We start from the raw sequence: 25,455 nt of genomic DNA, 5'->3' as shown, positions 1-25,455 counted from the left end.
CGGTTGTGGTCGGGGCGCCTCTAAATATAAAAAAAGCATTGAATGGAATGTTCAATGCTTTGATGAAGGGTCAAAACTTTAATATTTTTTTTCAATTAACCGGTAATGTCTTTTCTCACCCTTTCTATTTCAGTGGCAAGTTTTTGAAGGTCATGCTGATGCAGAACCACGCCTCCTTTGTTATTGTTTATTTTTTGCTCCAGTTCGGCCAACTCTTCATACTGAAACCTCAAGATATTCATTTCGGAGATCACGTTGGCAATGGTTTCGTCTTGCTCTACGTGCTTGAGAACGGAAATAAGATCTAGCAGCGCTATTTTTTGATTCAGCACTATCCTCATCAGCGGCTCAAGGATCAAGTCCCGGTTGCTCTCACTTAGCTGGTCGGCTGGGTACTGTTCAATTACCTGAGTAGAAATATACAGGCCTTCCACAAAGGAGCCCGCTAAAACAAGGGCTGCCATGGTAAGCCTGTCGCCGGCTTCCAGCTTCTCTTCAGCCACCTTAATGGCCTCATTGATAATGAGAGCCAGTGAGTCATTGTTTCCAATGCTCTTTTCAAACCGGGCAAGGAGCGACATATCAAACGCTGAAGCAATGCCGATTTTGTCGGCCATTTTTTGGCAGCCTTCCATGTAGTCCAGCGCCTCCTGGGCCTGGTTGTATGAGGAAAGATAGCCTATATCGGCGGCGTAGATGCCGAGGTTAAGGGCAGACTTGTCGTTGGAGGTAAGGTAGCTCTCTATTTTGCTCAGGTCGTTAACAAATTCTGCTCTGAAATCGGCACCAGTAGCCTCCAGAAGAAAGGGTACTTCTGACGGAGAAGGCAGGTCGTGTATGACTTTGTCGATTTCATTTTCGAGTTCCTGCTCTGCTGCATCAAACTCTGCGGCAGCCAGGTCTTCAGCATTGTCTTTCGATTTGTCGGAAGAACCACATGATGTTGAAAAAAGAAAAAATGAGACTATAATTGATAGAGCCCCTAGTTTGGTAAGGTTAGTTTTCATGGCTTGCATAGTGAACGGTTCGCTCGATAGGTAACATTGGTTATTCAATTTTAACACATTTTGACCTCTTATTAAAATATCACATTACTTTATGTATACCTGCGTTTGGCTAAATCTAATCGCAGTCCTAATCTTGTAATTTCTTACAAAACTTTTTTTCTTCTTCTATGGGCATTGCGTTCAACAGCTTAAGGGTAGGTAAAAAATACAGACTGGTGAATTATCGGGAGGTTTTTGACTTTGAACTAATGGAGATAGTGGACAGGCACGAGTTCAGGTTAAAAGATATCCACACCCTGGAAGAATATTTTATGTCGGATCTTCTGCGGTTCGGACGGGGTAACGACTTTTCCATCGTCGAAAGGTAGTGGCTGCCATTTTTTCCTGATTAGTATCGCTTGATACCTGTGATATGGCCTTTCTGGCAGCTTTATACCAAATGGATATTCTTTTGTGATAGCTGAACCAAACGAAAGGATATTTGAATGGACAATTTCTCGAAGCTCATATACAACGCCGTAAACAAGGCGAAAAATGCTGTAATAAAAATTGATGTCCAGAAAACGAAGGATGGGAAGCTACAGCCCGGCGGCTCAGGTTCCGGGTTCATCTTCTCATCCGATGGCCTGTTTCTTACCAACAGCCATGTGATCCATGGCGCCGATAAACTCACCGTGACATTACTGGACGGGACAAGGGAAGAAGGCTTTGTGGTCGGTGAAGATCCGGACGCTGACCTGGCGGTGGGGAAGATTTACGGAGGCAACTTTACGCCAGCCACACTCGGCGACTCTTCAAAGCTCAATATTGGGCAGTGGGTAATTGCTATTGGCAACCCACTGGGCTATCAGCATTCTGTAACAGCAGGGGTAGTGAGCGCTTTAGGTAGGTCGCTGCGGACTCAAAGCGGACGGCTGATCGACAGTGTGATACAAAGCGATGCAGCCCTCAACCCCGGCAACTCTGGCGGACCTATGATTGATACCAGTGGCGAAGTGGTGGGGGTAAATACTGCCATCATTGCGAGGGCGCAGGGGCTAAGCTTTTCGATTGATATTAACCTGGCCAAAGACATTGCCGGCCAGCTCATCCGGCATGGCAAGGTGGAAAAGGCTTTTCTGGGGGTGTTGATTCAGGAAATTGATTTACACCCACGATTGATCAATTTCTACAAACTGGAATCCACCAGGGGCTTGATGGTGACTAAAATTGAAAAGGATTCACCTGCTTTCCGTGCCGACCTGCTGGAAGGCGACATTATTCTTCAGCTCGATGGCGAAGACATCACCTCATCGACAGATCTTTTTAGGAAGCTTTCGCATGAGAAGGTAGACAAGCAAGTGAAGCTCACTATTGTGAGGAACTACCGGACTTTGAAGGAGGTGGCAGTAGTGCCTTTGAAGCGATAGCCTATAAATCCACCAAGCGAATGGTCTTGACTTCTATTTTGTCCCACACTTTTCCGGTGGTGTAGGGGTCGGAAGCGATATAGGCATCTGCCTCTTCTCTGTTATCGAACCGGAGGTAGAGTGTGGAGCCTATCATTTTGCCTGAAGCATCCAGCATAGCGCCGCCTGCTATCAGGTGGCCGGCTGCCTTCATCTTTTTGGCGTTGTCCAGATGTGCCTGGCGTACGGCCATGCGCCTGCTGATGGCGGCTGCATCAGTGAAATCGAAAGCGTTGATTTGAAAGTCCATTTCGAAAGGTAAGCCCGAAGCGTGCAATTGAGCAACTGGTTGTGCGTTTTCTTATCAAGTGGCTTGAAAAATGTTAACTTTAAAACCTGCAAGGCCGTCAAATTCCAGCTCATGGTTGTTTTCTCATTCCTCATAGCATTTTTCACTAACTGGATTTCCTATCCACCGGTTTATGATATCAGCACCATCGACGGAGAACGAATCCTGTTTATTCAGGAACTGGAATACATTGAGGACAGCACAAGGTCGCTGACCTTTGAAGAGGTAAGGGAGCAGCGCTTTCATACCAACGCCTCCTTCCAGCCCAGAGATTACAATCCCTCATCGGCCTACTGGGTCAAGGTGCGGCTCTACATCCCAAAAGACAATCAGGAGCAATGGCTCATTGAGTTTTATGATCAAACCATTGATAATCTGAGGGCTTACGTTCCCACGGTGCAAGGTGATTATCGCCTGCTACAGTTTGGAGACCAGTTTCCTTTTGAGCAGAAAACATTTGAGCACAAAAATTTTGAAGTCCTCATTAATGACCGGCTTGAAGGAGTGCAAACCTTTTACTTCAGAATTGAGTCGCACGCCTACGTTGATATACGCATCGTGCTTCGCACTATCAACCAGTTTGTGCACTATGCCCTCAACGAGTACTTCCTGTATGGCATTTTTTATGGAATGATCCTGATGATCATTTTGTACAACATCCTCATTTACATAGCCATTCGTGAAATCAAGAACCTCTACTACACCTTCTACATCCTGAGTGTGGGGGTGTTCGCCATGTGTGTGGATGGCATTGCTTACCAGTACCTGTGGCCCAACTGGCCCGAATGGAACCAGGTGGCCCATGGGGTGGCTCTTTTCTCAGTTATTTTCTGGTCTATTCTATTTTCAAGGAAGTTTCTCAACGTCACGGCCAGAGCTCCCAAGCTGACCAAAATTATTGACGCCGTACTCATCCTGAGAGCCTTGTGGTTTGTGTTTGCGCTGGTGTTTGATCATGAGCTTTTTCAGCTTCGAAATATTGAAATCATACCGCTTTCCATCATTTTCTATGCAAGCATATATGTTTGGGCAAGGGGCTACAAGCCGGCCAGGTTCTTCGTGGTGGCTTACGGGTTTTTGTTCTTAGGCTTCCTGGTCAAGGCCATGGTGATGCTGTCTGTTATCCCGATCAGCATTCCGTCGTACTACAGCCTGCATGTTTCTTTTGTCGTAGAAATGCTTTTTTTGTCTTTTGCACTCAGCGACCGGGTGAGGATTTTGAAAAGCATGAGGGACAGGGCGTTGTTCAGGATTATTAAGCAGCATGAGGAAAATATGAGCCTGAAAGACAAGGTCAACAAGGAGTTGGAGCAGCGGATAAGGTTGAGAACCATTGAGATGGAAGACAAAAACAACCTGTTGAGGGAGGTGAATGAGAAGCTGACTGCTCAAACCAAGGAGATTTCGCAAATCAACTCCATTCTCGATCTTGACAACTGGAAACTGAAAAACAACATCAAGGAGATATTGCAGAACAGGCTGGTGAACAAAAACCTTACACTGGACGAGTTTAATGGCATATTTCCTGACAAATTGAGCTGCTACAGGTTCCTGGAGAGGATCAAGTGGGAGGAGTCGTTCAAGTGCAACAAGTGTAACAATGACAAGTACATCACTGGCAAGGATCATTTTTCCCGACGCTGCAGCAGATGCGGCTATATTGAGTCTGTCACCAGCAATACCATTTTTCATGGCATCCGTTTTCCTATCGAAAAGGCGTTCTACATTTTGTACGTAACCAACAACCAAAGTGAGCGATTCACCCTGGACCAGCTTTCTGAAATGTTGGACCTGCGGCGCAATACCATATGGAGTTTTAAGAAGAAAATTGAGGAACTACTTAGTACTGTCGACAAGCCTGAGAAAGACTATCTGAGAAACTTTTTTATGGTGCATTCCAATTAAAACAAGCGAATTGATGAAGTTTGTTACCGAAACGTGATACGGAATCGTTTTCGGTGTCAGTAAATGCACTATACGTCATTTTTTAATGATATTGAAGCGATATAAATAAGGTGATAATACCTTATTGTAGCGTGCTCTTACAACTTCTTTTCATGTCAGAAATTAACAAGTGATTGCGGATGCTAGTATCTTTTCATCATCGTTCAAAAGCAACATTAAATATCTACTTATAAACTGCAAATGAAACACACCTTACGATTAGCATCTGTAGTGCTTTTCATCGTTATGTCGATGGGTAGCCAGGCAACTGCTGTGGCCCAGGCCAGCGTGGTCAAAGGCAAAGTTACCTCACAGGATGATGGGGAGGGGCTGCCAGGAGTGAGCATACAGGTGGAAGGAACCAGCCGGGGGACTGTAACAGATTTTGAGGGTACCTATTCGCTAGAGCTTCAAAGCGGAGACAACAAACTGATCTATTCTTTCATCGGATACAAAACCGTGACGGTGGACGTTGGCAGCCGGTCGGTGATCGACCTGGTGATGGAGCCCGACATAGAGCAGCTGGAAGAGATTGTGGTGGTGGGCTATGGTGTGCAGCGCAAAAGCGATGTTACCGGAGCCGTGGCCTCAGTTCGTGGTGCCGACCTCACCAAGATTCCGGCGGCTAACCCCATGCAAGCGCTTCAGGGCAAAGTGGCCGGTGTGCAGGTAAGCAGCGGCTCAGGCCAGCCTGGTGCGGCACCGGTTGTTCGAATAAGGGGCGTGGGCACGTTCAACGATTCCTCGCCTATATATGTAGTGGATGGTGTCATTCTCAGCGACATTTCATTCCTCAACTCTTCTGATATTCAATCAATGGAAGTGCTGAAGGATGCTTCGGCAACTGCCATTTATGGCTCCAGAGGTGCCAACGGTGTTGTGATTATCACGACTAAGCAAGGCAAGATAGGCGACGAGAAGACTACGTTTAGTGTCAATACTGAATACAGTGTACAAAAGCTATCCAAAAAAATCGACTTGCTGAATGGCAAAGAATTTGCCACAGTGGTGAATGACATCAGCCCTGGCTCCTATAACAACGTGGACGCTGTGCCCAACACCGATTGGCAGGACCTTATTTTTGATGTGGCGCCTATACAGAACCATCAGGTGTCGGCTACCGGAGCCACAAAGAAGACGCAATACTACGTGGGCCTCGGCTACTTCAACCAGCAGGGCATTATCGACAAGTCAAAGTATGAGCGACTTACGTTGAAGCTGAACAATACCTATAAGTTTTCCGACAATGTGCGGCTGGGCAACAATATTACCGTGGCTCCCTACTCTCAGCAGGTAGCGCCAGGCGTTGTGTACCAGGTGTACCGGGCGCAGCCTGTCGCCGTTCCACGATATGACGACGGCAGCTTTGGCGTGGTTCCCAATGTGGGCAATCCGCTTGCTGACCTGGAGAACTCCAACAACTTCAACAAGGGCCTGCGAACTGTGGGCAATGTGTTTACCGACATCAAGCTGTTCAAGGATTTCACCTTCCGGTCGAGCTTTGGGGTGGACATGGCCTACAACAAAAATAAGAGCTTTACGCCCGCCTACACAGTTTACAATGCTGACGGCACTGCCTCGCAACAGCAGAATTTGTACAGCGACCTGAGCAAAGAGAATAGAGAGAACTTTACCTGGTTGTGGGAAAATACCCTGACCTACAACAAAGAATTTGGCAAACACCGGGTAGAGGGCCTTGCTGGTTTCACCAGCCAGAAAACTACTTCCGAGTATCTGAGCATCAGGGGTGAAAACATCCTCAGAGACGGACAGGATTTCTGGTATCTCAGGCCCAGCTATATCGTGGACGAAAGCAATAACATCAATACGCTGAACAGCATTGCCAATGGCGTGGACGCCGGGCAGTACTACTCCATGGCCTCCGTTCTTTTCCGTGTCAACTACACGTACGACGAGCGCTTCCTGTTTACGGGAACGTTCCGGCGAGATGGCTCTTCAAAGTTTACTGACAGCAACAAGTATGCAAGCTTCCCGTCGCTGGCACTAGGCTGGAACGTGATAAATGAAAGCTTCATGCAAAACATCACCGCTTTAACCAACCTGAAGGTGAGAGCCAGCTGGGGAGCGATAGGCAACGAGAAAATACGGTATAACCGCCAGTTTTCATTGGTGCAGAATGAGCTGAATCCAGTGTTTGGAGTGGAAGAGGCCCTGAACCCTGGTGCAAGCTACGGCGTAACCGGCAACCCCGACCTGAAATGGGAAACTACGTACCAAACTGACCTGGGCCTTGAATTTGGCCTGCTCAACCAGCGGTTAACGGGTGAACTTGACTACTACCGTCGGGAGACACAGGATATTTTGGTAGACCTGCTCACTCCCGGGCACCTGGGCAACGGGCAGGGGCAAAGAGTTACCTATAATGCTGGTTCCGTTTTGAACAGTGGCTTTGAGTTTAACCTGGGCTGGTCCGACGAAATTCAGGGAGTAAAGTACCGCATTGGTGCCCTGGGGTCTACGGTGCACAACGAGGTGCTAAGTGTAGGTGGCAATAGCGGCGTCGACTCTACACTTGTGGGTGGTTACCTTGGCGACGGCCGTCCGGTGACATTGAGCAGAGAAGGGCTGCCTATCGGCGCTTTCTATGGCTATCAGATAGTCGGTGTTTTCCAAAACCAGGCTGAGTTAGATGCCTATCCGCACGATTCTCAGGCCCGGCCGGGTGACCTCATCATAAGAGATGTGAACGGAGACGGTAAAATTAGCCTCGCCGACCGCACCTATATGGGCTCACCCATCCCCACATTCATTTATGGGTTTAACCTGGAGGCTTCCTACAAGGGATTCGATATCAATGTCGATTTTCAGGGGCAGATGGGCAACAAAATCTTCAATGGTAAGGAGGTGGTGCGGCCCGATCCCTACAATTTCGAAAGGCATGTGATTAACCGCTGGACAGGAGAAGGCACGAGCACTACCGAGCCCCGAGCGAGCTTTGGAGGAATCAACTTCGCACCGTCTACCAGGTTTATCCAGGACGGCTCCTTCCTTCGCTTCCGTAACATGACCATTGGCTACACTATCCCTGACGCAGCGCTTGAGCGGATCAACATGAACCAGGTAAGGGTGTATGTGAGAGGTACCAACTTATTCACTGCTACCAAATTCACAGGCTATTCGCCCGAGTTTGGCAGTGAAGATGTGTTGAGCAGCAATATCGACAGAGGGGCTTATCCTGTGTCGGCCATTTATTCAGCCGGTTTAAACATTTCCTTTTAATGAGTTACAAAATGAATTTTGCACAACATATACGCCAAATAGTAAAAAAGGGGGCACTGGTGCTGCTTGTTCTGGTTCCTTTTGCTTGTCAGGACTTTCTTGATATTAGTCCCCAGGGCGATCTCACGCAGGCGTCTTTTCCACAGTCGGCCGCTGATGCACTGCTGGCTACCAATGCTGCCTACAGCACCCTTCGCAACTGGTCCTACCATTCAGGGGGCTATCCGATACTGGATATCATGTCGGACGATGCCCGCAAAGGCAGCAATCCCAACGATCAGCTCCCAACGCTCGGCCCCTTCGATACCTTTACTTTTAACACCACAGCCGATGGCCTGGATCGCTGGTGGGCTGCGCTTTACGAAGGAATAAAAAGAGCCAACGTGGTCATTGAAAAAGTACCTGAAATAGCGATGGATCAGGCTAAAATTGATTTATATGTGGCTGAAGCCCGCTTCCTGCGTGGGCTGTTCTACTTCGACCTTGTGCGTGCCTGGGGTGGTGTGCCTCTCATCACATCGGTAACCCCTCCGTTAAGAGCGCAAAGGGCGAATAAGGCGGATGTTTATTCGCTGATAGAAGGAGACCTTTCTTTTGCTGCGGGTATATTGCCTGAGAAAAGTGAAGTAGCCACCGAAGACCTCGGGAGGGCTACCAAAGGTGCCGCTAAAGCCCTGCTGGCAAGGGTTTACTTGTTTCAGGGTGATTTTGTCAAGGCTGAATCCTATGCACTTGAGGTAATCAACTCTGGCCAATATGACCTGGAACCTGATTTTAACGATGCCTTTGGCGAAGCGGGAGAACATGGCGTGGAATCAGTCTTCGAAATTGGTGCCCGTCGCAATGAGGGTACAAATAACGGCGGCAATCAGTACTCCAACGTGCAGGGCATCAGAGGGTCTCCCAATAGAGGCTGGGGCTTTAATCGCCCATCTATAGACCTGATGAATTCTTTCGAAAACAACGACCCACGCATGGATGCTACCATCATTTTTTTGGGTGATGTGCTCGGTGGCGTTGTAACGATTGGCGATGGCACCACACCCGACGAAACCCGTGATGCCAATGGAAACCTCATCGAAATGGAGACCTACAACCAAAAGGTGTGGACGGAGGGCAGCAACACCATCACCTCATGGGGGCACAACCGACGCATTGTGCGGTATGCCGATGTGCTGCTCATGGCTGCTGAAGCGCTGAACGAAAACAACAAGTCGGCACAAGCATTAACCTATCTGAACATGGTAAGAGCCCGGGCCAGGGGAGGCAATGCCTCTATTTTACCCGACATTACCGTTACAGACAAGAATCAACTCAGGGAGCTCATTATCGAAGAAAGAAGACATGAGCTGGCCATGGAAGGGCATCGGTTTTGGGACCTGGTAAGAACGGGCAAGGCACCTGAAGTGCTTGGTCCCCTGGGTTTTGTGGCTGGAAAACACGAGCTGCTCCCTATTCCTCAAACCGAAGTAGACCTGTCGGAAGGAACACTGGGGCAGAACCCTGAATACTAAAGAATTTAAATTTTAAACCTCAATAATTATTAACTACATCATTATGAAGAAGGCAAAATTAATTTTCAACTCGCTGTGGGCACTGGCTATGGTGGCTACGGTTTCTTTTCTGATAAGCTGCGGAGGCGATGAAGAAGCGGCTGTTGAGCTCACAATAGTGAGTCTGAACGCTGGAGATGATGACCTGAATGGTGCCACGAGCCCGGATGGCGTTTCGACTTCGGCAGTTATCACTGGTATTTTCTCAACAGACATTGATCCGGCAACGGCCTCTTCCAACGTGACATTGGTGAGTGATTTTGATGACGCAGAAGTAGCGGTAACAGTAGAGGCAAGTGGCAGGTCACTGAAAATCACCCCTAATGAAGAGCTGTTCGGAGGCTCTCTCTACATTTTGACCATTAAGGCGGGCCTGACCTCGACAAAAGGAAAAACACTCGGAACAGATCTCACCAGAAACTTTACGACCGTTGGTACTTTCACTCCTCAAAATGTTGTGGCACACTGGACGTTTGAGGGCAATGCAGAGGACCAGGTGGGTGACTTTGATGCCGATGCTGAAATTTCCATAACTTACACTGACTCAAGAAATGCAGCAGCTGGTAAAGCGGCCACATTTGATGGCGACGTGAGTATCATAGAAGTGCCTAATGGTGATAAGCTGATGGATGGCGCAGAATTTACTCTTGCGTATTGGGTTAAGACAAACTCCGAGGGGCATGTGAATGCTGATGGAAACCCAACTGGTCATTTTGTGATGGGACTTGGTGCTTTCAACGGTTTTCAAACTGAAATTGGCGGCGACTACAAGTTTATAAAAATGCCCGCAATGATGGAGTATGGAGACGGAACGCTTGGAACCGGTGGAGACCTCTTTTGGAATGGTGATGGAAAAACTAAGGACAATGAAGGATGGCAGGGCACAACTTTCAACAAGACGAATTCTGATTTGGCATCTACATTAAAGGATACCTGGATGCATTACACCTACATTTTTAGTGCTAGTGGCAAGTATAGAGAAATGTATATCAATGGCGCTTTGGTAGTCCGTCAGGAATTCGCATTGTGGCCAGCTGATTCAAAAGAGCCTACTGTAGTCGGTTTGAAATTCAATAGTGATGCGGCTGATGTGGAAAACGTGCTGGCATTCGGTTTTGTTCAATCAAGGGGCGGCACTTTGTGGCAAAACGAGCCATGGGGCGGCTACAACTTCCCAACGGCAAATCACTTCAAAGGCAAACTGGATGACGTAAGAATATTCTCCGCAGCCATCACAGCTGAAGAGGTTAAGCTTATGTACGATTCAGAGAAATAATAATTCGTAGTTAAGTAGATTGAATTGGTTTAGTAAATGAGGGTTCCTGTTTAGGAACCCTCTCATTTTCCCTAAAACTTTGATGCGCAATAAACTTACTCCCTTCTTTTTAGTACTCAGTTTACTCCTGACTTCCTGCGGAGGCGAGGACGATGGCGGAACAACTCCCGACCTCGTGCTACAGTTGTCTAAAGGTAATATAGGCATCTACTCGCTCAACCTGAATAATCCGGACGAAAACATCGATGCCCCAATTGATAAGCCCCTGGTTTTTACATTTACCTCTCCGCTTGACCAGACCACGGTGGCTTCGTCAGTGGAGCTCAAAGACAGTGAGGGTGTAGTTGTCACTCTCGATTTTTCCTTTCTTGATGAAGACAAAACTTTTTCTGCCTCTGCTGAAAATGGCCTTCAAGGCAATGAGAGTTATACCCTGGAGATAAGGAATACCCTGAGAGGCACCAGCAATGAAAAATTTGCCGGCTTGACTGTTTCTTTCCAAACCGTTCCCAAAGAAATTAACGTCACCCAGCTACTCATCGATGGGGTGGACTACTTCACGACAGAGCGGATTGTTGATATTAGCTTAACGCCCTCTTTTGAAATTACCTTCTCTTCTCCGGTAGATCCATCCACTATTACGGATGCCAATGTCCGCATTTTTTCCTCCAGCGGATTATTGCCGTCCACCATCACGCTTTCTGAAGATAAAACTACCTTAACCATTGTTCCCTCCACTGCATTGAAGGGCCTTCAGAAAACTCAGGTTTGGCTGTATGAAGCCATTAAAGGCGAGGAGGGGGAAATATTCAATTTCTATAAAAAAGACTTTTACACTACCTACGAACCCACACCGGTGTTTCCGGAAATAAGCGACGAAGCGCTGCTTACCCTTATCCAGCAGAAGACGTTCCGGTATTTCTACGACGATGCCCACCCGGCAAGTGGCATGGCCCGGGAAAGAAATTCGTCCGGCAGCACAGTAACGACTGGCGGCACTGGGTTTGGCCTGATGGCCATCATTGCAGGCATAGAGCGTGGCTTTATTACCAGGCAGCAAGGCATCGATCATTTTGCCAAGGTCATTGGCTTTCTTGAAACTGCCGACCGCTTCCATGGCGTTTGGCCCCACTGGCTCAACGGCGATACCGGTGCTGTGCAGCCTTTCAGCACCAAAGACAACGGTGGCGATCTGGTGGAAACCTCCTTTCTGGTGCAGGGTCTGCTCACGGTTCGCCAATACCTCAACGTCGACAATGCTGCCGAAGCTGACCTGGTTAGCAGAATCAACACTATGTGGGAGGAAGTAGAGTGGGACTGGCACACCAAGGGCGGAGAGAAGGTGCTGTACTGGCACTGGTCGCCCAACTTCGGATGGGAAATGAACCACCAGATCCGTGGCTACAACGAGGCGCTCATTACCTATTTCCTTGCTGCCGCCTCACCAACGCATGCCGTAAGTGCCGACGTTTATCATAACGGCTGGGCAGGCAATGGCTCAATCAAAAATGGTCGAAAGTTCTACGATATTGAGCTGCCTTTGGGCTTTGATTATGGCGGCCCGCTTTTCTTTGCGCACTATTCCTTCTTAGGGTTAGACCCTAATGGACTGAGCGACACTTATGGTGACTATTGGGAGCAGAATGTTGCACACAGCCGTATCAACCAGGCCTACTGCGTAGCCAATCCCAAAGCCTTTGTAGGCTATAGCGACCTTTGCTGGGGCCTGACTGCCAGCGACAACCACAATGGCTACTCGGCGCATTCTCCTACAAACGACCTGGGCGTGATCACACCCACTGCGGCCCTGTCGTCATTCCCTTACACCCCCGTGGAATCGATGAAGGCGCTTAAGTTCTTTTACTACACCCTGGGCGACAAGCTGCTGGGCGAAAATGGCTTCTACGACGCTTTCAATATCACTCAGGGCTGGACAGCCAACTCCTACCTGGCCATCGACCAGGGGCCAATTGTAGTGATGATAGAAAACCACAGAACTGGGCTGCTGTGGGATCTTTTCATGAGCGCCCCGGAAGTGCAGCCCGGGCTTGACAAACTTGGATTTACCTCCCAAAGATAAACGACTATGAAAAACAACCTTTCTATTCTTGTGGTGCTGGCAGCCTTAGGGTTAAGCGCCTGCTCCCCAAACAAACCTGCTGCAGATGCCGCTTCAGATCAGACCACCATCAGCGACGATTCCCTCATGACACTGGTTGAATACCGCACTTTCCAGTACTTCTGGGACGGCGCCGAGCCCAACTCGGGCATGGCCAGGGAACGATTCCATACCGATGGCAACTACCCTGACAACGACAAGCACATCGTTACCTCCGGCGGCAGCGGCTTTGGGGTGATGGCTATTCTGGTGGGGATCAAAAGGGGCTTCATCACCCGGGAGCAGGGCCTGGAGCGCATGACCAGAATTGTGGGTTTCCTGGAAACTGCCGACCGCTTTCACGGTGCCTGGTCGCACTGGATCAACGGTGAAACGGGCAAGGTAAAGCCCTTTGGTGAGAACGATAACGGGGGCGATCTTGTGGAAACGGCCTACCTGGTGCAGGGGCTTTTGGCAGTGCGTCAATTCTTCAACGAAGGCACCGACGAGGAGCGGGCCCTGGCCAACCGCATCGATACGCTTTGGAAGGAAGTGGAATGGGACTGGTACCGCAATGGTGACCAGGACGTGCTGTACTGGCACTGGTCGCCCGATAAGGGATGGAAAATGAACTTCCCAGTTGAAGGGTGGAACGAATGCCTGATCATGTATGTGCTGGCGGCATCGTCACCCACGCATGGTATCCCGGCGGAAGTTTATCATAATGGATGGGCCCGAAGTGGTGCCATTCTCAACGATTCTACCCATTCGCAATACGGTTACCACCTGAATCTGAAGCATAATTTTGCCCAGCAATATGGTGGCCCACTTTTCTGGGCTCATTATTCATTTGTCGGGTTAGATCCCCGCAATCTCAAAGACAGGTATGCTGACTATTGGCAGGAAAACAGGAACCATACGCTGATCAACCGGCAGTGGTGCGTCGAAAACCCGAAGGGGTATAAAGGGTACGGCGAAAACTGCTGGGGCCTTACCGCCAGCTATTCTACAGGATTTTATGCGGCTCACCGGCCTATGGATGAAGACCTCGGGGTTATTACTCCCACGGCGGCGCTTTCGTCATTCCCTTACACGCCCGAAGAAAGCATGAAGGTAATGAAGCACCTGTACTTCGACCTGGGCGACAAGGTGTGGGGGGAGTATGGTTTCTATGATGCTTTCAGCGAACAAAAGGACTGGTATGTGAAGTGGTACCTGGCCATCGATCAGGGCCCCGAAGTGGTAATGATCGAAAATCACAGATCGGGCCTTCTGTGGGACCTGTTTATGTCAGCGCCTGAAGTGCAGAATGGTTTGGATAAACTAGGATTCATTTATTAGTCTGTAACAAAACAGAAAGTCTCTTGCATTAAAACTAATTAATTAGTTTATTGACTAATAAATTAGTTTACTATGCGTCATCATCTTTTATTCTCGCTCCGCAGCCTTTGGAGGTTTCGCTCCACTGCGTTTCTGCAAATTCTTGGCTTTGTAGTTGGCCTGGGTGCCCTCATACCCGTGCTGATGGTATTGTACTACCACATGAGCTTTGACAAGTTTCACGACAAAGCCGACAGGATTGTCAGAGTAAGCACCAGGGTGAGCCTGCCAGAATCGACCTCGATCTATGCTGCCACTTCGAAGTCATTGGCGCCGCTGTTGAAAGAGCAATTGGCCAATGTTGAGGAGGTAGTCAGGTACCGGTACATGCCGGCATCCGTTACCCTTGGCGACCAAAACCTGGGGCAGAGTTATCCGCTTTTTGCTGATCCCGGCTTTTTCAACATGTTTTCTGCACAAGTTGTCGCCGGCAATATTGAAACTGCACTGCAAACGCCTGATGGTTTGGTGATCAACCAAACAACGGCCATAAGATTTTTTGGAGAGGACGACCCTATAGGGCAGACGGTATCTCTTGAAACACCGGCTGGTAGCTTTTCGGCACAGGTAAAAGCTGTTATCAGGGATTATCCTGAAAATGTTTCGTTTGCTTTTGACATGGCCACAAGCTATTCGCATGTAGAAAATGCGATGAGCGACAACCCGGGTGCTCTGGTACCAGGCAATTTCACCTACCTGCTGATGAACGCCACGGCTGATGAGGCCCAGCTTGCCGGAGAATTTGCTACCATTACAGAAGAACACTTTCCAGAAGGCCTGAGAGATGTATTGAGCTTACTTCCTGTGGCCTTTACTGGGGTTCATTATACCAGTGGCCATCAGTTTGACTCGGGGAGAAAAGGAAGCAAGCTCAACGACTTGGCTTTGGGAGTGCTGACCGCCTTTCTGTTGCTGGTGAGCATTGCCAACTATGTGAACCTGGCCACCGCCTTGCTGATGAGGCGGTCCAAAGAACTGGCCATTCGCAAAATCATGGGAGAGCCTGTTGGTCAGCAGTATGGTCAACTGCTTGTAGAATCTGTTTGCATGCTGTCGCTGGTCATTCTTTTGATCAATGTCCTTACGTTCTTTCTGGTGCCAGAAATTGAAGCCATGCTCAACATCACTCTGAGAACTGGGCTCTTCACAGGCGTCACGTATTACCTGTTTACTTTCTTTTTTGGCCTCGCCGTTTCTGGTATTTCGAGCATTGTTCCTTTTTGGTTAGTGTCCCGAACTATTTCTGTGACCAACCTGAAGGGTGTAGCTGCTGGCCATTCCAGATTGAGCCTTCGCTATGGTCTCCTGGGCCTTCAGTTGATTGTGTCCGTACTTTTTGCAGTGATCGCACTGGGTATGGATGAGCAGTTGCGTTTCATCAAAAACAAAGACCTTGGCTTTGGCAAAGAACATGTGGTAACGATGAGCATCACCGACCCTCAGGTAAATGCCAAGGCCGATGCCATCAAGCAGGCGTTTCTACAGCAGTCATTTGTAAAAGCAACCTCCATATCGCTCACCCCCATTACGGGCGACCATGTCCGTGCGCAGTTCCGGCTTGGAGCAGACAGCACCGGCACCACGCCGATGATGAATGCCAACTACGTTGATGCGGATTTTGATGAGGTGTATGAGGTGAAGCTCGTAGCCGGACGGTTTTTCTCGAAAGAGTTTTCATCTGACATAGGCCGGGCATTTGTGCTCAATAAAAAGGCGGTTGAGTTGTTCGGCTTCGATTCTCCCGAGGCTGCCATTGGTGAAACGTTCTCCAAGGTGGTTGCCGATTCGCTGAACACAGGCACCATCATAGGAGTAATGGAAGACTACCACTTTCAGTCGCTGTACCAGGAGTTGGAGCCCATGATTTGGCAAATTGTGCCCGCATCTTCCCGCAATCTGCTTGCCGTGAAACTGGAAGATGGCGACATGGAGGAGCAAAAGAAAAAGCTGGGTGCCTTGTTGAACAACCTTGGTGTTACGCAGGAGGTTGAATTTACCTCGCTCACTGATGCCCTCGACATGGCCTACAGAGAAGACGACCGACTCTCTTTTTTCATCCGGGTCTCTGCCGGTGTCATTGTGCTTATTTCTCTGCTGGGGGTTTTTGGGCTTGCAGCGTTTATTTTGGAAACGAGAAGAAAAGAGATGGGCATACGCAAACTGCTGGGGGCGGATTTGTGGCACATCATGACCCAAATGGGGCGTCCGTTTGCTGCGGTACTGGCTGTGGGCCTTGTGGTGGGTGGCCCGCTTTCTTACTACTTTCTGGGCAACTGGCTCAATTCGTTCGCTTTTCATGTAAGCGCCTCCTGGTGGTATATACCTGCAGCAGCGATATTAATCGGTATACTTATGGCAACGTCGGTATACCGGCAGGTCAACAAAGCCGCAGCTACCAATCCAGCTGAGGTGCTGCGGGAAGAATGAAAACCCTTAGTCGTCGTTGAACTGCTCTTTGATGGAATTCAATGCTTTGGTGAGTGAGTCTACCTGCTGAGGAAATTCGTTCCAGGCAAAGGAGATGGAATTTTCAATACCACCCGATTTGATCTCGAGCCAGTAGTCGCAGCCGTCCCAGCAACGGGCGCAGGATTCCAGATCCAGCTCGCTGAACTCCTGCAGAGGCACGAGCCCGATGAGGTTTTCCCAGCCCTTTTGGGTAAAGGCTTGTTCTATGATTTCTGTTTTTGGATCGCCCTCTTCCCAGGTGGTTCTCTTGTAAATGAGCTTGTTGGGCGTTACCGCCAGGGAGTCCAGACAAACGCCAGCGCAATAGCCACAAGAAATGCCGGTTTTAATGTACTCACTTTCTGACTTTAGCTTTACCGAAAGAAGTTCTTCGTCCTCACTACCGCAGGCTCCCAGAATAATAGCAGCTGTAACAAAAAGTAGAATGGCTCTCATAAGTTTGACTGTTTGGATAGAAGACCCCCGAACACCAGAGAAAGTTGCAACTCAGTGGTTGGGCTTTTTGCCGGAAACCAAATACATCAGCGCTCCACCCGCAGAATGGAAGTCGTTGTTTTTGAGGGCCTCGAAGATCCTTTCTGAATGGTCCTCGTATTTTTGATGGTACTCGTCGTAAAAGGAAAGGTATTTTTCCCCAAAGGCTTCAAAGTAAAAAAGATCGGAATTATTCATGGCATCGCCGGCGTTGCCTTTTTTCCAATGCTTCGCTGTGGCCATTTGCTCCTGTGTATCGTAAGGCGGCACCATCACAATGGCCTTGTCGGACAGGCGAACATCTATTTGCTCGAAACCCTGCTTCGACAGCATGCCGGGCAGCAGGTCGCCAAGGGAGTTGTCGCCAAAGCCCAGTCTTTTCTTTCCCTGCTCCACAATCAGGGCGTACTTCACATGGTCAATCATTTCGTCGATGGAGGTATTTTCCGACTCGGAGGTTCTCAGCAGGCTTTGGATTCGGTTATTAGGCTCCACGCAGAGAATAGTGCCTCCGGGCTTCAGTACCCGCTTCATTTCCTCTATCGCTTTGGTGGGGTTGCCAACGTGGATCAGCACCGTTTGACAGGTGACAATATCGAAAGATGCATCTTCAAACGGGAGGTTCATGGCATCGCCCTGATAGAGTTCGAACCAGGCGGCCTGGTCTTTAAAAAACCGCTTGAGCTCCGCCGATCCATTTGCCCAGGTGGGGTCTTTGTCCACACCCACCACATAGGCAGGCTTGCCGAGGTAAGGGGTAAGAATCTTGCTCCAGTGGCACTGCCCGCAGCCCACATCAAGCAAGGAGGTGTGCTTGCTTAGCTTGATCCTTTTGGCCATCAAATCGATAAAGCCCTTGTTCCACCAGAAATTCCGGTAGTCGGCGAATTGGTTTTCTGAATGAGGGGTTTTTATAGAGGACTCAGGCATTGTCAACGATAATCTTTAAAGACTGATAACCAGCAAGCAAGAAGGCGTGCCTAATTCGACAGCCACTCTTAACAACAGCCAATAAAAAAAGTGGTTCATTGTCTGAACCACTTTGTTAATTTCTTTTAGCGATTGAAAGCTCTCAGTAATCAGAGTCACGATTGCCACGGCCGTATCCACCGCCGCCACCGCCACGGTTGAAGCCTCCGCCACCACCGCCACCACGGTTGTAGCCTCCGCCACCACCGCCACCTCCACGATTGAATCCGCCGCCACCGCCGCTTCTTCTTTCGCCTTCTGGTTTCGGCTCTGACTTATTCACCACTATAGCTCTTCCTTTTACTTCGGCGCCATTTAATTCTTTGATCGCTTTCTGAGCAGCCTCGTCATCCGGCATCTCAACAAAACCAAACCCTTTGCTTCTACCCGTGAATTTGTCTGTGATGATCTTTACAGAAGAAACCTCACCGTAGTCTTCGAAATAACCTTTTAATTCAGCCTCTTCAATACTGTAAGGGAGACTGCCAACGAAAATATTCATGCCTTATTAGTTAAATAAATTTTTATAAATGTAGCGGATTTAAAACGAAATACTAGTTTTTTGAAAACTTAATCTAAGCGCCTGTATTTTAAAAAAATTCCCTTAAAGGAAAATAGGCAACAAAATTAACAATATGTTACGCTCCTGTTGCCGCCAACATGTGTTGATTCACCTTAGCTTTAAGGTCTCCCAAAAACCGGAAATCAGGGGTTTTTCAGGCTTCCTTTAGTTTTTTTAAAGCAACGGCATTCATGCAATACCTCAGGCCTGAAGGTGCGGGGCCGTCAGGAAACACATGGCCCAGGTGGGCGTCGCAGGTGTTGCAAACAGTTTCGATGCGGTACATCCCGTGACTCTTATCGGCGATATAGGCGATGCTGTTTTCTTTCACAGGCTGAGTAAAAGACGGCCAGCCAGTGCCTGACTCAAACTTCTCAGAGGCATCGAACAGCAACGTGCCACAGCAAACGCAGCCATATTGCCCGGGCTCAAAAAGGCTGCACATTTCCGAGCTGAAAGCCCGTTCTGTTCCTTTCAGCCTTGTTACTTGGTATTCTTCAGGGGTAAGCTTTGCCTTCCATTCGGCTTCCGTAAGCGTTACTTTTCTGTCGGGTGCGGGGTTGCCATTTTTGGCGAAGCTTGTTATATCAGTCCACTTAAGCATATGAGGGTTCTTTAGATGGCAAATTAACAGCAAATCAGAAGGAATAGTTTTAAAATTAAGGAATGGGATATGCCGCTTATTAGCCGAGTAGAGTAAATTGAACTCCTTATGTACAGAATCCTTCATCTTTTTTTACTCTTTCTTGTGTCATGCACGACACAACAATATTCTACTCGAAAGACTGCTGGCACTAAAAGTGTTGTTGCCGCCCCTTTTGTTGCTTTGAGTTGTGAGTCTTGCAGAAGGGCAGATGACTTTAAGTTGTCAAGTGGGGATATTCTGAGATGGAACGATTCTCTGATTATCGACTCGGGATACGCATTGCTCGCTCACTACTCAGGAGCACTTCTGGAAATGGAGGGTGATACAGTCGTTACGATAGCAGCACTGAGCAAGGCATCGAATCCTGCGGACGAAGCTACTTATGTTGATATGCGCTATCTGATCGATTCAACCAACAAGATCAAACGCCTGCTAAGCTTCAAATATTCAATGGGCGATCCAGCCTATATTCAATACACTTTCCCTTTCGACCATCGACCAGTGCTAGTTGCAGATGAACCAGTCTGTTTGCGATGGAAAAGCCAAAATCCTGATATGAAATCAATTTCTTACAGACTGAGGATTGAAGATATCTTTGACTCATTGATTTTGGAAAAGATTATTGTGGGAAATGAGGCTCAACTTTCTGAATTGGTTCCTGGTAAAAGGCAGTTTTCGAAACTACTGCTTATTGAATTGTCGGAACTCGAAGACGAACAAAAGACGTCAGTCCAAATAGGTATAGAATTTCGGGATCATGGCGGACTCCGTAGCCCCTGCTCAGCTGTGGCGGCGATTGATCACCTCCGCCTCGCTGTGGGTTATGAGCAACACAACCTGATGAAAGAGGCCAGCGAACATTATCAGTTGGCTTCACAGCCAGGTGCCAGAAAAGTGTATTTCGATATTCTGGAGACTTTTTTGGTGAGAAGTAAATCTCAACTATAAATGAACTCTTCTCCATGGGCTGTCCCCCGACAGCCCTTCTCAGATCGCTTCAGACCTGTTAGAGTATAGGCGGGGAGAAGGGAATAGTTTTTGAACGAATTTGATTTAAATTTATGAAGGATCAAGGTTTGAAATGAAGGAAGTGAGATGCTTGATATTTTTTTCTAGTTTTTTGTGGGCATGCTCACCCACGCTTACGTCGGTAGAAAGCCAGAAAATCGCTTCTTGCGTCTGTCCTTCTCTGACTACACAAGATTTTCAAATTGAAAGAGAATACTGGGAGTCTGTTGCTTCTCAAAGTTATCCACAGAAGTGGGAAATGTACTTCAACCAAATTGAGAAACAATGGAATTACTTGAATGTTGATCCAATTGATAGCGCCCCGGTGGACGGGTATCGACTAACAACCCACCCACCGTTTACTCCAGGCTGGTCGGAAAGCCTTTATGCAAAAGGCGACTCAGTGGCAGGAAGACTTCATTTCCCAGACAAAGAAGTCGTTGTAGTGGGAGACTTTACTATTTCGAGGCTTAGTTGGCCGGATTTGGAGAAAGCTATGGACTCACTGTTTTGGAATCAACCATTTGAGTCACTAAATCCACAGCCCGTAAGCGATGGAACGGCCTATTATATTGAAGGCTTCCGAAATGGGGAGTACAAAATGATTGGGCGTGGCAGCATAAACATGAGAGAAGAGCACGCAGCATTGTTTTCTTACTTCACGAACATTGGTGGATTTCCTGGTGAAAAGTGCTCACCTAAAAAAATGAGATGCCAATGAGCCCTAAAGCTCTTCTCCCTGGGCTGTCCCCTGACAGCCCTTCTCCGGTCGCTTTCAGGGGACAAGCCTGGGCTGCTAAATCAAGAATCTTACCCTTCTTCCCTTTTTTGCTGGCAAAGCATATCTCCAATCTTGTATCTTTACTTTTGAACCGTTGTCTGAAACGCTAAACAAAAATTTTCCCTGGTTATGAAAAAGACCCTTGCCTTTATAGTAACAGTTGCACTTTCAGCCACCTGCGCCCTGGCGCAAAGCTGGCAAAAAGTGACACCCGCCAATGAATGCACCAACCGCCACGAGAACTCACTGACCGCCATTGGCAATAAGCTGGTGCTGGTAGGGGGCAGGGGTGTGAAGGCTGTGGAATCTTTTGATATAAAAACCAACACGTGGACAAAGCATGTGGAGACGCCCCTGGAGATGAGCCATTTTCAGGCCATTAACTACAAAGGCGAGATGTGGGTCATCGGCGCTTTCACAGGAGGCTATCCTCATGAGGTGCCCATTCCTGATGTGTATATCTTCAATTTGGAAAAGAACGAGTGGCGCAAGGGCCCGTCGATCCCCGAAGATCGTCGGAGGGGTGCAGCAGGGGCTTTCGTGTACAAAAACAAGATTTACATCATTTGCGGAGAAACAGATGGCCACTGGGATGGCACCAACGCCTGGTTTGATGAGTATGACCCAAAGACCGACAGATGGAGGAGGCTGGCCGATGCGCCTCATATTCGTGACCACGTGGGCGCTTCCGTTGTAGGCGACAAACTGTATCTGGCAGGCGGCCGTCGCTCCACCGCCAAAATCCAGCAGGTGCTCAACCTGACAGAACCAGCAGTAGATGTGTATGACTTCAAAACAGGCCAGTGGTCGACGTTGGCCGAGGCGCAGAACTTGCCAACGAAAAGGGCAGGGGCTTCTTCGGTGGTGTTGGGCAAAAAGGTATTGATCATGGGCGGAGAAAGCGATGCCCAGGAAGAGTCGCATGCCAACGTGGAGGCCTTCAACACGCAAACCATGCAGTGGGAGATCCTGCCGATGCTCAACAAAGGCCGCCATGGCACTGGCGCCGTGAACGTAAAAGGCAAGATCTACACCGTGGCAGGCTCAGGCAACCGTGGTGGTGGCCCCGAGCTGAATAGTATCGAGGTATTCAATTAAAGAGGTTACTCTAGCCGCAAAGCAAGTGTAACCTCTTTAATCTTCAGGAAACAATTCATCCCATTCGTCCCGACTAAAGAGGTTACATCGGCAGGGACGCATAGAGTAGCCTCTTTAGTTCGAGCCGTTACCATTAAAGAGGTTACTCTGCCCCGCAGCAAGTTGTAACCTCTTTAATCTTCGAAGACGATTCACCCTGACTAAAGAGGTTACATCGGCAGGGACGTAGAGAGTAACCTCTTTAGTTCAAGGCGTTACCATTAAAGCCGTTACTCTGCCCTGTAGCAAGTCGTAACCTGCTTTCACTGAACGAGATGAGTACACTTTGAAAGCCTAAATGAGTTGATTTGTTGACCACAATCTTCGATACTAGAAAACAACCATTCCTGAAATACTAAGGCTTGAACTGCGGTCAGTCAATGTGAAAAGCTGATCATTGATGGCGTAGAAGGCAATTTCATTGTTGTTTTCGATTTCTATATGACCGGCAGTGATGACGTCGCCATTGATAACAGCAATGTCGGATAAATGGAAAGAGGAGGATCCGTCTGAGAGAACGTACTCTTTATCGTTGATCCAAACCTTGGCTACCTTATTAAGCTGGTTGTTATTCTCATAACCGGCCACCAATACGCTGCCATTATCAACAACAAACCCCCTGGGAACAGCCTGATGAGACCCATCGGTAAGCGGATGTTCAATACCATTTTTCCAGTATGAAATTGCGGGTTTACTGCCAGTAAGTCTTTGCCCCAGCAAGTAAACATCGCTACCCTCTACTTCCATCTGATTCAGGGAAACACCGTCAAAATCGCCCTCAAACTCCAATTTACTTCCGTTTTTCCAAAGCGTTCCTAAGGAAATTCCCTGGGAACTACCTGTCCCCGCCACGTATACATCCCCATCGCTCATTTTCACATCATACGCATAACTGTAGCCAGTACCTCTCGGTACCAGGTTAATACTCACTCCGTTTTTCCAGTAAGTAGCCACCTGCAAATTTCCAATTTGCTCAGAACCGGCTACATAAACATCGTCTCCGTAGACGGACAACCCGCCAACTGTTCCGTGCTTACCGCCGGTCAGAGGAAACGCCTGACCATTCTTCCAATAGGTTGGTAGGTTAATTCCAGTACCAACCGTTATTCCTGAAACATAGACGTCACTTCCTGACAAAGCGATGGCGGCTGCCCAACACGAAACGTTTTCATCAGATACACCTTCCGCTACACCATTTCTCCATAAAGTAATCACATCTTGTTTTGTGGTTTTTGAGCGTGCAGTGCCAAGGATATATATCTGATAGTATCTGAAATCAGGACCCGTTGCCGTTCCTCCTTTTGTTGACACCTCAATGGCTCCGGTTTCTCCTCCTTCTGGCACCACCACTACCAGCTCATCGGTGGACGCTTCTTTGACACTCGCCACCAACCCGTTGAATGTTACAGTATTACCCAGGGTGTCGGCGACGAAATTGCTGCCAGATATAGTTACCTCCATGCCGGCAACACCACCGGTAGGCAGTATTTCTATTACTTCTGGCACAGGAAGCGGCACCGACTCCTCTTTGTCACAGGAAGAAACGGATACTATAGAAATCAAAAGGAAGGCTAAAACTTGGGCCTTTTGTATTATTTTCATGGAGATCAAACTATTTATCTCGCACAATGAACGAGTATTGTGCCATTCAATCAAAAAGAAAGTAGAAAAAAGTTAAGATCACATTGCTCGCAATAAGTTTTCTCCGCACTTCGATGTGAAGTACCCGAGGAAGGAGAAGGTGGTGTTGGAGTGAGGGGGTAATTAAAGAGGTTACTCTAGCCCCAGAGAAAGTGCAACCTCTTTAATCTTCGAAGTCGATACGTTTCAGACTAAAGAGGTTACATTGGCAGGGGAGGAGAGAGTAACCTCTTTAGTTCAAGCCGTTACAATTAAAGAGGTTACTTTGCCCGGCAGAAAGTCGTAACCTCTTTAATCTTAGAAGACGATTTGTTGCTGAGTAAAGAGGTTACATCAGCAGGGACGCATAGAGTAACCTCTTTAGTCCAAGGGGTTACATCGGCGGGGAGGTAGAGAGTAACCTCTTTAGTTGTTTACCAAAAAGCTCTTAAACACAATCTTCTGGCGTTTCCAGGTGTAGGTAACAGCCACGGTGTCGCCGTACTGGATGATGGCGGGGTAGGAGAACTCCTCTTCTTCCGTGCCTTTGTCGATATCTACAATGGTGGGCCAGGTGAGGCCGTTGTCGGTGGAAACACCAAGAGAGAGCGGCGACCGTGAACCCCAGTTGCCCGAGGTGTTGTTGAAGGCTAGGGCCAAAGTGCCGCCTGGCAGCTTCACCACGTCGATGCCGCTGTTGGGGTTGGGGAGCTCAGTTTTGTACACCGCCGACCAGGTCACACCACCGTCTTCAGAGTCGCTGCGACAGATAGCACCGGCCGAGCTCCTTAATAGCATGTGCACCTTGCCCGGTGCAGACTCCCACAGCGTAGGCTGGATAATGCCTTCCCCTCCAATGGCTGTTCTGTCGAGGGGCAGGAAGTCAGATTTTGTCCATGTTTGTCCATTGTCGGTGCTGCGATCCACAAAGGCATCCCACACTTTGTTGGTTTCCTTAGACGAGCCCGAAAGCAGTGTGCCGTCCGCTAATGTGACGGGCTTGTTTCTTACCGGCCCCCGGCCGCCCTTGTCGCCTGCTACCAGCTCAGCAGGGGCTGACCAGGTTTCGCCGTTGTCGGTGGTGCGGATCCACCAGGTTTCCCAGTTGTCGATGGTTTTGCCTACTTTGAAATAGAGGATGATATCTCCGGAGGCTTCTTTGAACAGCACCGGGTTCCAATGGGCGTCTTCACGGATTTTGGCTACTTCTGTGGGTCTTGAGAAGTTGCCGGCGTTGCCCTTGGTGAGCCATATGCCTACGTCGTCGTGCTTTTCGTGGGTGCCGCCAAACCAGGCTACTAGGAAGTTACCGTCGTTGGTGCGGACGAGGGTGGAGGCGTGGGCCTGGGCGAAGTCACGGTCGTCGCCGAAAACGAAGTCGGAGGCGAGGGGAGTGACGGTGGGGGCTGCTGCTGCTTCCACTGTTTCTTTTTTCACCTCTTTACAGGAAGTGTTAAATAAGAGGCCCAGGACTACTATTGATTTTGCTGAGGTGTTGATAAGACCGGATGTTTGCATGCCTGTTTTTTTTTGACATCGATTGTGCTACAAACC

20 protein-coding genes are annotated in these 25,455 nt (G+C 48.6%); 12 read left to right on the top strand and 8 right to left on the bottom strand.

Going from position 1 to position 25,455, the window contains the following annotated elements:
• Positions 1–95 precede the first annotated feature (95 nt).
• Positions 96–1,007, bottom strand: coding sequence for a hypothetical protein (locus GC130_RS05210; RefSeq protein WP_151997214.1), 912 nt, complete (start codon positions 1,005–1,007; stop codon positions 96–98).
• A gap of 167 nt (positions 1,008–1,174) precedes the next feature.
• Here GC130_RS05210 and GC130_RS05205 point away from each other — a divergent pair, with 167 nt between their 5' ends.
• The gene (locus tag GC130_RS05205) at positions 1,175–1,375 is read left to right on the top strand and encodes a hypothetical protein (protein ID WP_151997213.1); all 201 of its coding nucleotides are present in this window, start codon (positions 1,175–1,177) and stop codon (positions 1,373–1,375) included.
• Positions 1,376–1,492: 117 nt separating this feature from the next.
• Complete coding sequence (locus tag GC130_RS05200) at positions 1,493–2,416, top strand: S1C family serine protease (protein WP_151997212.1); 924 nt, start codon at positions 1,493–1,495, stop codon at positions 2,414–2,416.
• A 1-nt stretch (position 2,417) separates the two neighbouring features.
• On the opposite strand, the gene GC130_RS05195 is transcribed toward GC130_RS05200, so the two are convergent.
• On the bottom strand, positions 2,418–2,705 hold the full coding sequence (locus GC130_RS05195) for a YciI family protein (protein WP_151997211.1): 288 nt from the start codon (positions 2,703–2,705) through the stop codon (positions 2,418–2,420).
• Between the two features lie 111 nt (positions 2,706–2,816).
• On the opposite strand from GC130_RS05195, the gene GC130_RS05190 reads away from it, so the two are divergent.
• The 7 genes from GC130_RS05190 (at position 2,817) to GC130_RS05160 (ending at position 16,662) form a co-directional block, all read left to right on the top strand.
• Complete coding sequence (locus GC130_RS05190; protein WP_151997210.1) at positions 2,817–4,649, top strand: 7TM diverse intracellular signaling domain-containing protein; 1,833 nt, start codon at positions 2,817–2,819, stop codon at positions 4,647–4,649.
• Between the two features lie 240 nt (positions 4,650–4,889).
• A complete protein-coding gene (locus GC130_RS05185) occupies positions 4,890–7,928 on the top strand; it encodes a TonB-dependent receptor (RefSeq protein ID WP_151997209.1) in 3,039 nt (1,012 codons plus the stop codon).
• A complete protein-coding gene (locus tag GC130_RS05180; RefSeq protein ID WP_201568523.1) occupies positions 7,928–9,442 on the top strand; it encodes a RagB/SusD family nutrient uptake outer membrane protein in 1,515 nt (504 codons plus the stop codon). Before GC130_RS05185 ends, GC130_RS05180 begins: the two co-directional genes overlap by 1 nt.
• Before the next feature lie 43 nt (positions 9,443–9,485).
• A complete protein-coding gene (locus GC130_RS05175; RefSeq protein WP_151997208.1) occupies positions 9,486–10,757 on the top strand; it encodes an Ig-like domain-containing protein in 1,272 nt (423 codons plus the stop codon).
• Positions 10,758–10,839: 82 nt separating this feature from the next.
• Entirely contained in the window at positions 10,840–12,837 is a 1,998-nt protein-coding gene (locus GC130_RS05170) for a glucoamylase family protein (protein WP_151997207.1), read from the top strand.
• A 6-nt stretch (positions 12,838–12,843) separates the two neighbouring features.
• The gene (locus GC130_RS05165) at positions 12,844–14,196 is read left to right on the top strand and encodes a glucoamylase family protein (RefSeq protein ID WP_151997206.1); all 1,353 of its coding nucleotides are present in this window, start codon (positions 12,844–12,846) and stop codon (positions 14,194–14,196) included.
• A gap of 72 nt (positions 14,197–14,268) precedes the next feature.
• Entirely contained in the window at positions 14,269–16,662 is a 2,394-nt protein-coding gene (locus GC130_RS05160; protein WP_151997205.1) for an ABC transporter permease, read from the top strand.
• 6 nt (positions 16,663–16,668) lie between these two features.
• Here the strand turns inward: GC130_RS05160 and GC130_RS05155 are convergent, their stop codons facing one another.
• The 4 genes from GC130_RS05155 to msrB form a co-directional block, all read right to left on the bottom strand.
• Entirely contained in the window at positions 16,669–17,139 is a 471-nt protein-coding gene (locus GC130_RS05155) for a hypothetical protein (protein ID WP_151997204.1), read from the bottom strand.
• 51 nt (positions 17,140–17,190) lie between these two features.
• Positions 17,191–18,108: a class I SAM-dependent methyltransferase gene (locus GC130_RS05150; protein WP_151997203.1), complete on the bottom strand. Its 918-nt coding sequence runs from the start codon at positions 18,106–18,108 to the stop codon at positions 17,191–17,193.
• Between the two features lie 142 nt (positions 18,109–18,250).
• Entirely contained in the window at positions 18,251–18,649 is a 399-nt protein-coding gene (locus GC130_RS29055) for an RNA-binding protein (RefSeq protein ID WP_151997202.1), read from the bottom strand.
• Positions 18,650–18,863: 214 nt separating this feature from the next.
• Complete coding sequence (gene msrB, locus GC130_RS05140) at positions 18,864–19,313, bottom strand: peptide-methionine (R)-S-oxide reductase MsrB (RefSeq protein ID WP_151997201.1); 450 nt, start codon at positions 19,311–19,313, stop codon at positions 18,864–18,866.
• Positions 19,314–19,421: 108 nt separating this feature from the next.
• Between msrB and GC130_RS05135 the strand changes: the two genes are divergently transcribed.
• The 3 genes from GC130_RS05135 (at position 19,422) to GC130_RS05125 (ending at position 22,242) form a co-directional block, all read left to right on the top strand.
• The gene (locus GC130_RS05135) at positions 19,422–20,303 is read left to right on the top strand and encodes a hypothetical protein (protein WP_151997200.1); all 882 of its coding nucleotides are present in this window, start codon (positions 19,422–19,424) and stop codon (positions 20,301–20,303) included.
• A gap of 319 nt (positions 20,304–20,622) precedes the next feature.
• Positions 20,623–21,084 carry a hypothetical protein gene (locus GC130_RS05130; RefSeq protein WP_151997199.1) on the top strand — a complete coding sequence of 154 codons (462 nt, stop codon included), beginning with the start codon at positions 20,623–20,625 and terminating at the stop codon, positions 21,082–21,084.
• Between the two features lie 189 nt (positions 21,085–21,273).
• Positions 21,274–22,242, top strand: coding sequence for a kelch repeat-containing protein (locus GC130_RS05125; protein ID WP_151997198.1), 969 nt, complete (start codon positions 21,274–21,276; stop codon positions 22,240–22,242).
• Between the two features lie 369 nt (positions 22,243–22,611).
• Here the strand turns inward: GC130_RS05125 and GC130_RS05120 are convergent, their stop codons facing one another.
• A complete protein-coding gene (locus GC130_RS05120; protein WP_151997197.1) occupies positions 22,612–23,883 on the bottom strand; it encodes an IPT/TIG domain-containing protein in 1,272 nt (423 codons plus the stop codon).
• A gap of 444 nt (positions 23,884–24,327) precedes the next feature.
• On the bottom strand, positions 24,328–25,419 hold the full coding sequence (locus tag GC130_RS05115) for an exo-alpha-sialidase (RefSeq protein WP_151997196.1): 1,092 nt from the start codon (positions 25,417–25,419) through the stop codon (positions 24,328–24,330).
• Positions 25,420–25,455 lie beyond the last annotated feature (36 nt).

It is taken from the genome of Imperialibacter sp. EC-SDR9, from assembly GCF_902498805.1.
Lineage (GTDB): Bacteria > Bacteroidota > Bacteroidia > Cytophagales > Cyclobacteriaceae > Imperialibacter.
This window is presented reverse-complemented; position numbering and strand designations above follow the sequence as displayed.

Excerpts from the sequence above, each read along its gene's own strand:
- GC130_RS05155 (WP_151997204.1), bottom strand. The coding sequence starts at position 17,139 with ATGAGAGCCATTCTACTTTTTGTTACAGCTGCTATTATTCTGGGAGCC.
- GC130_RS05205 (WP_151997213.1), top strand. The coding sequence starts at position 1,175 with ATGGGCATTGCGTTCAACAGCTTAAGGGTAGGTAAAAAATACAGACTG.
- GC130_RS05150 (WP_151997203.1), bottom strand. The coding sequence starts at position 18,108 with ATGCCTGAGTCCTCTATAAAAACCCCTCATTCAGAAAACCAATTCGCC.
- GC130_RS05130 (WP_151997199.1), top strand. The coding sequence starts at position 20,623 with ATGTACTTCAACCAAATTGAGAAACAATGGAATTACTTGAATGTTGAT.
- GC130_RS05185 (WP_151997209.1), top strand. The coding sequence starts at position 4,890 with ATGAAACACACCTTACGATTAGCATCTGTAGTGCTTTTCATCGTTATG.
- GC130_RS05135 (WP_151997200.1), top strand. The coding sequence starts at position 19,422 with ATGTACAGAATCCTTCATCTTTTTTTACTCTTTCTTGTGTCATGCACG.
- GC130_RS05160 (WP_151997205.1), top strand. The coding sequence starts at position 14,269 with ATGCGTCATCATCTTTTATTCTCGCTCCGCAGCCTTTGGAGGTTTCGC.
- GC130_RS05210 (WP_151997214.1), bottom strand. The coding sequence starts at position 1,007 with ATGAAAACTAACCTTACCAAACTAGGGGCTCTATCAATTATAGTCTCA.
- GC130_RS05120 (WP_151997197.1), bottom strand. The coding sequence starts at position 23,883 with ATGAAAATAATACAAAAGGCCCAAGTTTTAGCCTTCCTTTTGATTTCT.
- GC130_RS05180 (WP_201568523.1), top strand. The coding sequence starts at position 7,928 with ATGAGTTACAAAATGAATTTTGCACAACATATACGCCAAATAGTAAAA.
- GC130_RS05170 (WP_151997207.1), top strand. The coding sequence starts at position 10,840 with ATGCGCAATAAACTTACTCCCTTCTTTTTAGTACTCAGTTTACTCCTG.
- GC130_RS05165 (WP_151997206.1), top strand. The coding sequence starts at position 12,844 with ATGAAAAACAACCTTTCTATTCTTGTGGTGCTGGCAGCCTTAGGGTTA.
- GC130_RS29055 (WP_151997202.1), bottom strand. The coding sequence starts at position 18,649 with ATGAATATTTTCGTTGGCAGTCTCCCTTACAGTATTGAAGAGGCTGAA.
- GC130_RS05175 (WP_151997208.1), top strand. The coding sequence starts at position 9,486 with ATGAAGAAGGCAAAATTAATTTTCAACTCGCTGTGGGCACTGGCTATG.
- GC130_RS05190 (WP_151997210.1), top strand. The coding sequence starts at position 2,817 with ATGGTTGTTTTCTCATTCCTCATAGCATTTTTCACTAACTGGATTTCC.
- GC130_RS05200 (WP_151997212.1), top strand. The coding sequence starts at position 1,493 with ATGGACAATTTCTCGAAGCTCATATACAACGCCGTAAACAAGGCGAAA.
- msrB (WP_151997201.1), bottom strand. The coding sequence starts at position 19,313 with ATGCTTAAGTGGACTGATATAACAAGCTTCGCCAAAAATGGCAACCCC.
- GC130_RS05195 (WP_151997211.1), bottom strand. The coding sequence starts at position 2,705 with ATGGACTTTCAAATCAACGCTTTCGATTTCACTGATGCAGCCGCCATC.
- GC130_RS05115 (WP_151997196.1), bottom strand. The coding sequence starts at position 25,419 with ATGCAAACATCCGGTCTTATCAACACCTCAGCAAAATCAATAGTAGTC.
- GC130_RS05125 (WP_151997198.1), top strand. The coding sequence starts at position 21,274 with ATGAAAAAGACCCTTGCCTTTATAGTAACAGTTGCACTTTCAGCCACC.